The organism is Brevibacillus panacihumi W25 (assembly GCF_000503775.1).
GTDB lineage: Bacteria > Bacillota > Bacilli > Brevibacillales > Brevibacillaceae > Brevibacillus > Brevibacillus panacihumi_A.
Genome location: NZ_KI629785.1, coordinates 1,401,990 through 1,414,639, shown reverse-complemented (window position 1 = coordinate 1,414,639; position 12,650 = coordinate 1,401,990). Strand labels below are relative to the sequence as shown.

13 protein-coding genes are annotated in these 12,650 nt (G+C 47.2%); 6 read left to right on the top strand and 7 right to left on the bottom strand.

The features are described 5' to 3' along the window. Window positions 1-42: 42 nt before the first annotated feature. Window positions 43-1,260, bottom strand: a complete 1,218-nt coding sequence (locus T458_RS47795; protein ID WP_023558206.1) for a hypothetical protein — start codon at window positions 1,258-1,260, stop codon at window positions 43-45. 750 nt (window positions 1,261-2,010) lie between these two features. Here T458_RS47795 and T458_RS47790 point away from each other — a divergent pair. Further along, window positions 2,011-2,496, top strand: coding sequence for a hypothetical protein (locus T458_RS47790; protein WP_023558205.1), 486 nt, complete (start codon window positions 2,011-2,013; stop codon window positions 2,494-2,496). Window positions 2,497-2,553: 57 nt separating this feature from the next. Here T458_RS47790 and T458_RS47785 read toward each other — a convergent pair whose 3' ends face one another. Continuing rightward, a complete protein-coding gene (locus tag T458_RS47785; RefSeq protein WP_023558204.1) occupies window positions 2,554-3,486 on the bottom strand; it encodes a sensor histidine kinase in 933 nt (310 codons plus the stop codon). Continuing rightward, complete coding sequence (locus tag T458_RS47780) at window positions 3,483-4,175, bottom strand: response regulator transcription factor (RefSeq protein ID WP_023558203.1); 693 nt, start codon at window positions 4,173-4,175, stop codon at window positions 3,483-3,485. The genes T458_RS47785 and T458_RS47780 overlap by 4 nt, the downstream gene beginning before the upstream one ends. A gap of 255 nt (window positions 4,176-4,430) precedes the next feature. On the opposite strand from T458_RS47780, the gene T458_RS47775 reads away from it, so the two are divergent. Together T458_RS47775 and T458_RS47765 are read left to right on the top strand one after the other, a co-directional pair. Continuing rightward, window positions 4,431-4,838, top strand: a complete 408-nt coding sequence (locus T458_RS47775) for a DUF6223 family protein (protein ID WP_023558201.1) — start codon at window positions 4,431-4,433, stop codon at window positions 4,836-4,838. A gap of 426 nt (window positions 4,839-5,264) precedes the next feature. After that, window positions 5,265-6,408, top strand: a protein-coding gene (locus tag T458_RS47765) for an IS3 family transposase (RefSeq protein WP_423236789.1) whose coding sequence is annotated in 2 segments (ribosomal slippage) — window positions 5,265-5,536 and window positions 5,535-6,408 — 1,146 coding nt in all. Because the reading frame shifts where the segments join, the coding sequence is not laid out codon by codon here. Window positions 6,409-6,765: 357 nt separating this feature from the next. Here the strand turns inward: T458_RS47765 and T458_RS57820 are convergent. Continuing rightward, entirely contained in the window at window positions 6,766-6,894 is a 129-nt protein-coding gene (locus T458_RS57820) for a hypothetical protein (RefSeq protein WP_023558200.1), read from the bottom strand. Window positions 6,895-7,140: 246 nt separating this feature from the next. Next, window positions 7,141-8,595 carry a S8 family peptidase gene (locus T458_RS47760; RefSeq protein ID WP_023558199.1) on the bottom strand — a complete coding sequence of 485 codons (1,455 nt, stop codon included), beginning with the start codon at window positions 8,593-8,595 and terminating at the stop codon, window positions 7,141-7,143. A gap of 276 nt (window positions 8,596-8,871) precedes the next feature. Between T458_RS47760 and T458_RS47755 the strand changes: the two genes are divergently transcribed. Together T458_RS47755 and T458_RS57815 are read left to right on the top strand one after the other, a co-directional pair. Further along, window positions 8,872-9,156 carry a DUF4183 domain-containing protein gene (locus tag T458_RS47755; RefSeq protein WP_023558198.1) on the top strand — a complete coding sequence of 95 codons (285 nt, stop codon included), beginning with the start codon at window positions 8,872-8,874 and terminating at the stop codon, window positions 9,154-9,156. A 76-nt stretch (window positions 9,157-9,232) separates the two neighbouring features. Then, window positions 9,233-9,622 carry a DUF4183 domain-containing protein gene (locus tag T458_RS57815; protein ID WP_023558197.1) on the top strand — a complete coding sequence of 130 codons (390 nt, stop codon included), beginning with the start codon at window positions 9,233-9,235 and terminating at the stop codon, window positions 9,620-9,622. A 57-nt stretch (window positions 9,623-9,679) separates the two neighbouring features. Here T458_RS57815 and T458_RS47745 read toward each other — a convergent pair whose 3' ends face one another. Both T458_RS47745 and T458_RS47740 read right to left on the bottom strand, forming a co-directional pair. Next, the gene (locus tag T458_RS47745) at window positions 9,680-10,636 is read right to left on the bottom strand and encodes a copper amine oxidase N-terminal domain-containing protein (protein WP_023558196.1); all 957 of its coding nucleotides are present in this window, start codon (window positions 10,634-10,636) and stop codon (window positions 9,680-9,682) included. 58 nt (window positions 10,637-10,694) lie between these two features. Beyond that, window positions 10,695-11,570: a LysR family transcriptional regulator gene (locus T458_RS47740; protein WP_023558195.1), complete on the bottom strand. Its 876-nt coding sequence runs from the start codon at window positions 11,568-11,570 to the stop codon at window positions 10,695-10,697. Between the two features lie 135 nt (window positions 11,571-11,705). On the opposite strand from T458_RS47740, the gene T458_RS47735 reads away from it, so the two are divergent. Then, window positions 11,706-12,650: an HpcH/HpaI aldolase/citrate lyase family protein gene (locus T458_RS47735; protein WP_023558194.1), complete on the top strand. Its 945-nt coding sequence runs from the start codon at window positions 11,706-11,708 to the stop codon at window positions 12,648-12,650.

Genomic DNA, 12,650 nt, shown 5'->3' with positions numbered 1-12,650 from the left:
GGCGTTTTCCTCGACTTAATGTATTGTACCTCAAGGTTTACCTTATTTATAAGGTACTATAGATCGTTTACCATTGCTATCCCTTGATAAATTTCTATTATTTATAGCTCTATCAAAATTCTGATGCCATCTTTGAAGGTCAGAATCAGTTTTTTGTAGTTTCTTATTATAGGACGGGTTGTGGGAGACTCTATCAAAAATCTTAAGGTCAAAATTACCGCGATATCGCATATACCGTAGTTCTTTACTTCTGTCCGTTTGTGGTACAAAATGCGCATGGAAAACGTTACCACCTCTGTGGTTGAAAATAAGAAAAACAGTATAACCGTTTAAATTCAGTCTTTCTGGACCAAAAGATGGATCCATGGTTTGTTCACCAGTTAGATAATTTCCGAGGTGTCTGCTAACTTTAGTTGTTAATCTTGAGTTAATATCAAAAACAACAAGGACAGAATCCCTGGGATCGGTAGTACTAATGAAAATTTCTAAATCCCCATCATTATTCCGATCACCTTTAATCCTATTTGCAATTTCGTTAACACCGTCCAATTCAATATGTCGAGTAGCGGCTGTAGATGTAATACTAGGGTAACCGGTGAAACTACTCCAATTTTCCGGGTAAGTGTTCCTAGTCTTTACTTCAGCGGTATCTTTAGATGAGCGATGTCTTTCCTCTAAAATAGCGGTCGCAACGGTAGCAGTAGCAGTAGCTAGTGTTGCAAACAAAGCAGCTTCAAGTGCAGCTAATGTTGAACTACTAATTGCGCCCGCCGCAAGTGGAATAAGTAAGGGAGCAGCAAAAGTGCTTATTTCGTCCCCTTGATTTGATCTAGTTCCAATAGTTGTTTCTTCGGATGAGATCTTAAATACTTTGTTTAAGTATTCCTCAAGGTCTGAGCTTTCGGCTTCTCCTGTTAAAACTTTAGATAAAACCTTTTCAAGTTCACTATCGTCAAAATTATCCTTAATTTCAGTAATAATAAACTCAGTTTCGGATACAATCTCTTCTTCTATTAAAATCTCAGATCTCCATAGATACTGATTATCTTCGCTCTCGGTAATGCGAACAGAGTATATTGAATCTTCTTTTCTATTTTCGGCAACAAGTTCAAAAAAAACATCATTATTCTGAGTGACTTCGATGCTCACTTTGGACTTGTTATTTTGTGGTGAGGCAATAACAGGATTTGTAAAAGTGAAAGTGAACAGGAGGCAGAAAGTTAGTAGTATTTTTCCTAGTAAATCAAATTTAAAGTTCATAATGTCATTCCTTTCAAATTTTTTTGAAATGTTATTACCATTTAATTGTAATAAATACCATTTAATTAAATAAATATCAATATATTACATGTGGAGAAATTTATTTTAATATGACGAATGTCACAACTTTGTGAACTGAGAGGTGCTATGTACAGTTCGATGCCACAGTTTCAAAGCCAAAAATTTCAAAGGGTAAGCTGGTCTCTATCGACTTGTATTAAAGTACTCTTTGGTGTCGTGTTATTAGTAGATGGAGAGATTGACATGTTTGCTTGGGGAGACCGCGTACAAAATTAGGGGAGCGGTTGGATTCTTGGAGAAAATCACAGAGATGTTTGGCTGTAGAGGCCTAAATGAGGACACAGTGACGAGAGTTAGTTCAGATGAAAATACTTCCTAGGTAAGGATCAATGAAGAAAATTCTAAGTAAATAGAAATCGTTCCAGACGCTAAACATGATTACTTCTGGTCGATGTAGTGCAGAGGAAAAAATACTAGGATAGTGTACAGTGATCCCCAGAAAGAGCAACTTTTTCGCTTGGTTTTAAAAAGAAATGATTTCACCTGATACTCGACGTCCTGGACACTGGCTACCCCGCCCTGAAATTTATCCACCTCCCAGTTCCAATGAATTCTTCCCAGAGATCTCGGCTTTTTTCACATGTTGAGCTTCGCAATTCCACAAAAAATGAGTCAATGGAAAGGATATGATAAACTGGAAACTAACGATAGACGAAAGGCTGATTGTGCATGAACCCAAAAACGACAAGCAGGGGACTTGTTGCGGAAGTAATTCAGTACGTCGCGGGAGTCATTATTTTGGTGTTTGGAGTGATTATGATCGCTGGGGCAATGGCTTCCGAGAAGACCAAGTTGACCGAAACGAGCGATTTGGTACTCTTTCTTCTGCTCGGGGTTCTTCCAGCTTTGTTCGGTGGCTGGCTATTGTTCGCGGCAAGAAAAAATACCAGGCTTCGAAGGCTAGACGCAATGGAAAATTTGGTGCTTCAGATTGCTGCACGTTACGGCGGAAAATTAACCGCTACCGAGCTTGCGATGAATTCCAAGCTGTCGATTACGCAGGCGAATGAAGTGTTGGAGAGTTTTACGAAGCAGAACGTAGCCTACCTCAAGATAACGAACAATGGCACGTACGTGTATCAATTTGAGGGAATTATCAGCCAACAGGACAAAGATCAGGCAGAATCGTTGAAATCCTTGATTTATAAAGAATAGCGTCGTCTGTAAAACATGCTGAAACCTCATCCTTTGTTGATGAGGTTTTTGATTTGTTCAGGGATTGCTTAGAGGCAGATAAACAGTAAAAATAGTCCCTTCATCAGGCTGACTTGAAACGTGGATGAAACCGCCGTGGGCTCTTACAAAATGGTGGGCGATGGATAATCCAAGGCCTGTACCGCCTGAATGACGCGAGCGCGCTTCTTCTACGCGGTAAAATCGATCGAATAGGTGAAGCAGGTCTTCTTCCGGTATACCGATGCCGGTGTCAATCACCGAGACGCGTGCAAATAACGCATTCTGTTCCACGATCCGTTCCAGGTGTGCCGTCAGATCGAGCGGTTTGCAATCGAGCGTCAAACGGCCTGCCTCTGCCAACGACAAAACATGAAGATCTTCTACAAGCAGACTCAATCGGATCACTTCATCATGGATCCGAAGCATTTCCGGCGGAACAGGATGACCGGCCTGCTGATAATTTTCCAGCTTCAACTGCATAATGGACAGCGGAGTACGAAGCTCGTGAGTGACATCAGCCACCAATCTCCTGCGGGCATCCTCAGCTTCACGCAGGCGAAGCGTCATATCGTTGAATGTCTGGATTACTTTCCCATACTCGTCTTTTGATTGTACAGGAACACTTACCTCCAGATCCCCCTTTGCCACGCGTTCGATAGCGGCAACGAGCTTGCGAAGCGGGAGCGTCAGCACCCCTGAAATCCATAAACTGAAGAATAGGCCTGTCGCTATGAAAAATCCCCATTTTCCAAGCCAAAAAAGCTCCATCTTTCCAACAACATAAGTTTTCAAGATTTCGATTTGTTCCTCGGGCGGAGCATTCAAAAAAGCTGCGCCGATTTCTTCATTTCGAAATTGATCGAACAAGGACTCCATGTAAACCAGATTGGTTACGGCATGAGAGCCCCCAAGGATAAGAACGAGCAGTCCCATGCAGATAAATATTTTTTGGCGTACGGTCAACGTCATGATGGTTCACCGAATCGGTAGCCGAAACCGTATACCGTTTGAATATAGCGAGGATTGGCTGGATCGTCTTCCAGCTTGCGGCGAAGATTCCGGATATGGGAATCCATCGTTCTTTCGTATCCCATGTATTCATCCTGCAAAGCCACTTTTAACAATTGCAACCGGCTGAAGACAATGCCGGGACGAGCGGCCAGCGTGTACAAAATTTTGAATTCGGTCGGTGTGAGTTGGATCTCTTGGCCGTCCTTTAAAACCTGGCATTTGGCCTCGGAAATGCTCAAATTATCCCTTTCCATTTCCAAGAACATGGACTTGTCCTCAGATCCACGCAAGCGGCGAAGCAACGCACGGATACGTGAAGCCAGTTCGCGCAAGCTGAACGGCTTCGTCAAATAATCGTCCGCGCCGATTTCCAGTCCGACGATTTTATCCGATTCATCCGATCGTGCAGTGACCATAATAATGCCGCATTGTGACGTGTGCCTGATTTCACGGCATACGTCGATGCCGCTTTTCTCAGGGAGCATCCAATCAAGCACGACAAGATCTGGACGTTCAGACCGGGCTATCGTGAGCGCTTCCTTGCCGGTACGAGCGGTCAATACGCGGAACCCTTCGCGTTGCAGATAGGTCTGCATCTCATCAAGCATGCCCGGTTCGTCCTCCACAACCAACAGTTTTGCATCCATTTCAATCACATCGTTTCTATAGGTAGTGTGCTTCTTTGACGAAATGATACCGCTTACCGAGATTATACCGTGATTTCTCCGGTACTTGAAGAAATCCACGCAATGAGAGGAGGATCTGCATAAGTTCTCGACATTTATTGTGTAAAGTGGCTGTGAAGGTTGAGCAAATAGCTGAAGGGGGAGGGGAAATCCAGCATCGGCAACTCAACACTGCCGGGTCAGGGGAACGTTTTAAAAAAAAGGGGAAATGAACAAATGAAGATCAAGCTCATTTCATTCGTAATTCTTTGTACACTTCTGCTGGTACCAACGATTGCCTTTGCTGAAGCGACCACCTCTAATGTCGGATATGGACTAACAACCTCCGGGCGAATCTGGGCTACGGTAGACGCGTTTGTGGGGCTGATCAGCGCGTGCCTCGCTGGGCTGTCTCTGGCTCGCTCCGCCGGTCGTTTCGGCACTGGCAGCGGGCGACGTGGGGCCATTGTGGCCGTGGTAGTGGGGATTATCGTCATAGCCTATGCTATGCTGCATCTGACCATATACACTGGTGATTTCGGCACAGGCGACGGGCGTGCAGGGGCCATCATTGCCATCGTGATGGGGCTGACCAGCATGGTCCTCGCTGGGCTAACTCTGGTTCGCTCCCGCCGCATAGGCTGACCTGAACATCATTGGGCCCGAGAGGAATATGAAGGCTTCGGGGGTCTGTTCATGGGTAATGTCAAATAACCTCCAGCGTTCCTGGGCTATAGGACTTAAAAAACGCGGCATGCTGGAAGGATAAGCATCTCCAGTATGCCGCGTGTGTTGTCTCCAAGTATCTAGTAATTCCTCTCTCTTGGTGATCACATGTTCCCAATCAATCACATACACTTTTACCGCTGCTAGTTTATATTTGTCGCCAGCTTGCGTGTAAATCTTCTCGGTGAACTGTTATCCCATGTTTGACCGATGCTAAACATATTGGCAATGGTAGCGGCAGGAACATACACATTGCCATTGTAGCTACATTGTAGCTAAATGGCTCTGTACAATGCTCCCATAGGCTGAGACACGGGAGCGTGATAAATAAGTTATAATGAAGCCATGGAAAAACGGAACCGATATACCCCAGAATTTAAAACGAAGGTCGTGCTTGAGGTTCTTCAGGAAGAGCAGACCGTGAATCAAATTGCCGCCAAATATGAGCTGAATCCGGTGATGATCAGCCGGTGGAAAGCCGAGTTTCTTGAGCGAGCCTCGATGGTGTTCGAGAAGGGAACCAGTGAAGCGGACAAACTGAGAAAGGAGTACGAGAGCAAACAAGAACATCTGGAAAAGCTGGTCGGTCAACTAACCGTGGAGATCGACTGGCTCAAAAAAAAATCTGGCCTTAAATAAATCCGTCAAAGAGCGCCAAGCCATGATTGAGCGCGATCATCCCACAATTAACATTAAGCGCCAAGCTTCTTTGTTAGGTGTTAATCGTACAAGTGTGTACCGCAAGCCCGCAGGAACGGAGGAGAGCGCTGAAAACATTCAAATCATGCACGTGATTGATGCCATCTACACCGACAAGCCCTTCTTCGGGTACAGGCGGATCACCGTCAAACTGCGGGAAATGGGTTTCAACGTCAATCGCAAACGTGTACGGCGTCTGATGAGACTCATGGGGATTCACGGAATCCATCCACAGCCCAATTTGAGCAAGCGACTGCATGCAAAGTACGTTCGCCCTTACTTGTTACGGGGACTGGACATCCATCGCCCCAATCACGTTTGGGGAGTAGATATCACATACCTTCGCATGGGGAAAGGATTTATGTACCTGTTCACCATCATAGACTGGTTCAGTCGCAAGGTGGTTGATTACGAGTTGTCGAGCACGCTAGAGAAAGGGTTTGTCATGACCTGTCTGAAACGAGCATTTCGTCGCTGTAAGCCAGAAATCATCAACAGTGATCAAGGCAGCCATTTTACGAATGCAGATTATCTCAATCTGTTGGCAGAACATGAAATCCAGGTATCGATGGATGGCAAGGGACGTGCGACGGACAATAGTCGTACAGAACGATTCTTTCGAGCTTTAAAGTATGAATGTATCTATCTGAATGAATTTGAAAATCCACGAGAATTACGGAAAGGCATCAAACGGTACGTCACGTTCTACAATACGGACCGTCCTCATCAATCTTTGGACTATGCAACACCAGACAGGATTTACTACGAGCATGTAACATCGGTAGCATAGGCAGCTTTACATGGAGGGGCGGGCATGATAGGCTAGTTAGCCTCGCGATGCTAGCTTACTAGCCATCGCCCGATCGCGAGCAGTCATGCCCGCAGAGGCTCCATGTCAAGCGGCCTTCGGAACTGTACCACCATTCAAAAAGATGGGAGGACATAACTTATTTTCGTTCTCAAAGTGTCTTGACAAAGGGGGGCATTACACTGCCTTGGTTTGAATCTCCTGGCCATTGACAATTAATTTGATATTTTATACAAATAAAACGTAAAAGAGAAATAAATGTTGCATGTATCAACCATTGTTATGTAGGGGTCCATCTCAACTTGCTCAGATGGACCCGCTATATCTTCCTACTTTGTCTTAGTCTTCCATATCTTCCCGAATTTCTCTGAGTCTGCGCAGTGCTTCACGCAGCTCTCGAATTGCTTCTTCGATAATTCGTTCCACTTGTTGAATTTGTCTAGCTTCATTATTCTCATGTCGTCCCATACGCTCTCCCTCCTTTGCAAATGACTAGCGATTCACAAGTGTGTACAAACCAGAACTTGTTCTATCGCTAAAACATTGCTATGTAAAAAGTTGTCCGCCCGTGCGATAAGAGAGACAAGTTTGGGTTACAAGGTTCTATATTTGATGAAAGAGTATAGAGAGAATTTACATTTACAACATGAAATAGCCCCACGCAGAATCATAAAAACGGACACCTTCGTGTAAGGAGGTGTCCGTTTTTCCGTATTATTTCAGAGCCTTGTAAGCATTGGCCTCGCCAGCTCCGAAGTATTGGTCTGTCCCTCTTTTGCCCATATCAATTGCTGTTTTCTTAATCAGATTGGCCACCTGAGATGGTTTCATATCTGGATTGGCTGCCTTGATTACCCCTGCAATTCCCGCCACTTTGGGAGCCGCCATCGAGGTTCCATGAAGCAGAGCGTAGTCATGCAGATTGGAAGTAAAATACGGGTCCAGATAGGTCGGCCACGTGCTCAGTGCTCGGTAGTGGAAATCTCTCTGGTCCAGATCGCCTGTCTCCGCATAGATGGGACCGTTGTCCCCTCCGGGGGCAGCCACATCGATGGAGCGGGTTCCGTAATTGGAGTAGAACGCAATCTCATCTTCTGACCATTCGATCGACGAGGAGACGGTGATGACTCCCGGAACTTGCCCGGGGACCTCCTTGGAAGCGCCTTTGAATTCGAAGCCGAGATCGCCGTATGTCTCGTTCATATAGCGGGTGATCTCGGTTGGATTGTTCAAGTTCAGCGATTCATTGCCGGCTGCTACTACGACCGTTACTCCTTTTTTCACAGCATAATCAATCGCCCGTTTCCAGATCAGGATGTCGGCTACATCACTGTAGGAGCCCTCTCCTTGGAACGTGTACCGGGAGATGGCATCGAAGCCGCCAATCGACATATTGATGACATCCACCTCATCGTCTGTGGCTTGTATGATGGCGGCGGCGATCCAGGAGGTAGAAGCGCCTTCATTTTCCGGGAACACGCGATACACCCTCAGTCCCAGATTCGGCCCGACTCCTTTGATCTTGCCGTTACCTGCGATGGAACCGGCGACGTGGGTGCCATGTCCGTCACGGTCTCGGATATCGTCCGGATCTCCCGTTTCGCTCGAGTCGATGCCAGCCGGCACGAAATTCATGCCGCCGAGCAGATTGTCTCTTAAATCCGGATGGTCCGGATCGATTCCAGAATCTATGACGCCTACGACGGCTTTATGTTTTCGACTGGTGCCGCCTGTTTCGAGGTCATAGGATTTACCATCGTTTGTGATACGCTGCATATCCCACTGATATTCCCAGTAGCTGTCAATATCCTCTGGCTGGGGGATGTCTGTGACAGGCTGGCCATCCGCTGCGGAACGGTCGATTTTTTTGTAATCTAACTTATGGGTGAATGCGATATTGGCTGCCTGTATCCCACGAACCCCTTTCAGATTTTTCAGAAAACCGCGTTCGTTCGATTTGATTTCAACGGCGCCAATCTCTGGCAAAGCTCGTACTACTTCTCCGCCAGCCTCCTCGATCAGGTCCTCATAATCCGATGGCAGATCATTTTTGAATACGACCAGATACGGATTCGAGGAACTCTTGGCAGAAACGAAGCTTCCTGGAGCGACAAAAAGGCTGGCTGTGAGCAACCCACTCAAAACAGCAAAGGCAAGTTTGCGTTTCAAATCGAAGACCCCTTTCTACTATTTGATAAACAAATGAATTCACTTTTTCTTCGATCAAATCCTTTGTATACATCAATAATATTTTTCGCAATTATAGACAAGCTTCGCCTGTCTACCCTTGATATTGTCCAACTCTGGCGAAAGACGCCTGGATAGTTTTGGAAAATATGCGAAGTGTCGATGATGTTTGTCCGTTTCAAGGGAACTCCTTCCGTCATTTATTAATACAGAATAAGGGGGAACTCCCCTTATATTACTGTGTGGGGAGGTGTGAAAATGGCGATTATTAAACCATTTGTAACCTCAGTGAGATATAACTCAACAATGGGAGCTGGGACTGGAACAGGCGCTACCTTTGCTATTGCAGCTACAGCCTTTAATGATGACGCGGGTGCTGCTGCTACCGCATTTCCCAGCACATTTGCTTACTACAATCTGTATGTGAACGGAGTCATTCAGCCAGGGAATACCTCGACGATTACAACCACAACTATTACGATTCCCGATGGCGATGCTGAAAATGGTTTAACACCAATCTGTGTTGAATTCGTGGTGAACTGAGGAAAAAGAGAAAAGGTATACCCCAGGAGCAATAAGGGCCCTGGGGTATACCTGTAAAAAAAGAAGAGGGGATGGAATGAAGCCAAAAGCAGAGCGTGTTAGCATAAGTAGCGTGGTAAGGTACCAACTGATGCCCCCGTACGGATGCCCTACAATCTTTCCTGTACAGCCCTGTCCTCCCTGTCCTCCTTGTCCATGCACTCCCGGTCTCTTAAAAGCAGAGACTTATCAGTTTACAGCCTTTTCAGATGGAATAAAAAACGTGTATACCGACAGTGATGCTGCAGGAGCGTTCAGTACTTCCGGCATTCTTGGTCCAAATGATGTATCTGTCACAAATCTTTTTATCAACGGGATATTGCAATCTCCCAATCTCTACGTCGTTCAAACTGGCGTTCTGTTGCTCAGTGACGTACCTGCAAAGGGTGTTCCTCTGATTCTGCAGTTCATCAAGATCATGTCATGACAGTGAGCTGCGCCGATCCGCCGCCCGTTTCAGGCGGTGTTTTCGTGTTGCAGCCTGTTATTTCACCCGCTTGCCATACTCTTCCATGCCATAGGAGTAGAACTTGATCTCGTTTTCATTGATCTTCGACACATACCAATCAAACTCATATTTTCCTTTTAACAGAACGATCCGTCCGTCTGGTAGCGCTTGCCAGGCTCCGGTGATGGTGCCTTCCGTCGTTTGCCAGGAGTAGGTGCCGTTTGCCTGAATACTCAGCGTGTATCCCTCTGCACCCGGGATATACTGCCGGGTAATTGTTTTGGAGCCGTCTCCGTTCGTGGTAGTGCCCGTGGTTGCATAACCGCCAGGAATCCAGATCGACCAGCTTCCGATAAACGAGTTTGCTGCAGCAGAGGCTTTGGTCGGGTCGAGATAGAAAATCAACCAATCATCGACGGTTACCTTAGTGGTCGCAGCTTCGACCTGTACCTTGGAGCCCAAGGCTTGCGAGATAAAATCGATGGGGATGTAGAGGCGGTCCTGGATCATTCTCGCGGGCGCTTCCAATTTCACCATGCTGCCGTTGGTCATGGCCATGTTGTTGTTGAGGATGAGATGGACTGTGGCGGTTCCTTTGCGGACTGTGATGACTTGTTTGACGGAGTCCCATTGCAGTTCTGCTCCCAAGGCCTCTAACACTTCACGAGCGGGAATCAGCGTTTTTCCGTTTTCCGTAACAGGAGATGCCGGGAGAGTGAGCATGGTGGGCGTTTTCGGCGGCGGTGCTGTAGGCGGTGGAGTGGTTGTGTTTCCGGGACTGGGAGCGGGTGGGGGAACGGTGGACGGGGGCGTCTCCTGCCAGAGATTTTCGGACCATAATCCATTGTTGTTCGTCGGCAGGGGCTGCTGCTGCGTGCTGGGCGGCCCTAATTCGAAATCCCCGTCGGACCAAACATCGGCCGCGTAAACTTGTGGCACAAACCCGATGAGAAGAAAGAAAATGACACAGAATGAAGCCCATTTCCTTTTCATGGATCTATTCTCCTCCTATAACCAGATATGCTTCAGAATAACACAACTTTCGAACTACTTACTCAAGAGAAATTCGACAAGGATTTTCCTGCATAAAGGTGACAAATCCCCGCACAGCGGGCAGCTTCATCAGCTCCCTCCGGTACAGAATCCAGGTTTTCCACAAGATCGGCTCCATGTCGGGAGTCGTTATATTCCATTTGTACAAGCCGTCGTTCTCATCAAACACACTGCTCGGGGCAATGGTATAGCCCAAATCGTTCATGACCATCCGCTTGGCAACCTCCACGTTGTCCACCGTCATCGAGATGAATGGAGGCTCAGAAAAATTCTCTCTCCACCAATTATCGATCACGATGTTGAGCGAGGGTTTCGGTTCATAGTCGATGCGGGGGAGGGATGGTAGATCCTGCAGATTCATTTTTTCTTTGGCGATCACACAGATGGTTTCTTCAGCAATGACTTCCTTTTCATCCGGCCAGTGCTGGATGCCCCGAACGATAGCCACATGTGCTTCATTCCGATGCAGGGAGTGGGTGAGATCCAGGTTGGAGCCTGTCGTTACGGTAAAATCCACATTCGGATACTGATTCCGGAATGCCCGCAGCAAAGCCGGCAATCTGTAAAAGGCGAAGGATTTGGTCACCGCCAGCTTTAACGTGCCGGATACTTTGCCCTCCAAGTTGAGCAAGGTATCCTTGGTCTCGCGCAGCTTCACCAGCATCTCCTGCGCGTATTTGGCCAACAGCTCCCCTTGTGCGGTGAATTCCACTCCTCTTCTGCCGCGATAAAACAAAAGGGTGTCAAACTCTTTTTCGATTTGTTGAAGCCGATAGGTCAGCGTAGTCTGTGCCATGAAGAGACGATGCGCCGCCTTTGTGATGTTTTTTTCCTCGAATACGGTCTGTAAAATGACCCAGTCCTTCTCTTCCATGCGCACATGCCTCCCCCAAAACTCTTACTCCCTTCAAGATATCAAAAATCTTGCTTGAATTTAAGCAAAATTCATTATTTTTCTTGCTTTCTGAATGGTGGTAAAGTATCCGTAAACCAATGGAGGAGGGGCACAATGACGATCGATTACGCAAGGAATGTAATCCGCAGATCCCGATTAATCATGCCAGCAAACGTGCCGCGTTTTGTGGAGAAAGCGTTTTTGCGAAATGCGGATGCCATCGTCCTCGATCTGGAGGATAGTGTGCCGGATTCCGAAAAAATAGCGACTCGCGAGCGAATTCGAGAGCTGCTTCCGGTCGCCGGCAAAGGAGGGAGCGATGTCCTGGTACGGGTCAATCATACGGCTGATTTGCTCTTGGGTGATCTGGAGGCAGCGATCTGGCCGGGCATCGACGGGGTGATGCTGCCCAAGGTGGAGTCGGCAGGGGAGGTTTTGCGTGTCGAGGAGCATATCTCGACACTCGAGCAAAAGAGGGGAATCCGCAGCGGTCACGTCAAGATCGGCATCATTATCGAAACGGCGAAGGGCATGCTGCGCTTGGAGGAGATTGCCTGTGCGAGCGCACGCGTGGATTCGCTTACACTGGGAGCCGAGGATTTTTCGGCCGATTGCGGAATCGAGCTTGGGCCAGAGACGTACCAAGGAATGCTCATTCCCAGAATGAATGTGTTGATCGCGGCCAGAGCATGCGGAAAGATACCGATGGGGCTGATGGGGAGCATTGCAACGTATTCCGATGCGGATCAATTGGTGAAAAATGCGGCCCTTGCCTATCGACATGGATTCCTCGGAGCTAGTTGCATTCATCCGGACAATGTGGAAATGCTGAATCAGGCTTTCTCGCCTACAGAAGAGGACTTGGCCTACGCCCATCAAGTAATCGAGGTGTTTGAGGAAAGCATCGCCAGGGGGAGAGCTTCCACCAAGCTGGAAGGCAAGATGATCGACATTCCGCATTATGAAAAAGCCAAGCTCATTTTGGATCGGGCCAACAAAATAGCACAACTGGAAGAGAAAAAGAAAAGATCGCGGGAAGCGGCGATCGGAGGGCTGTAA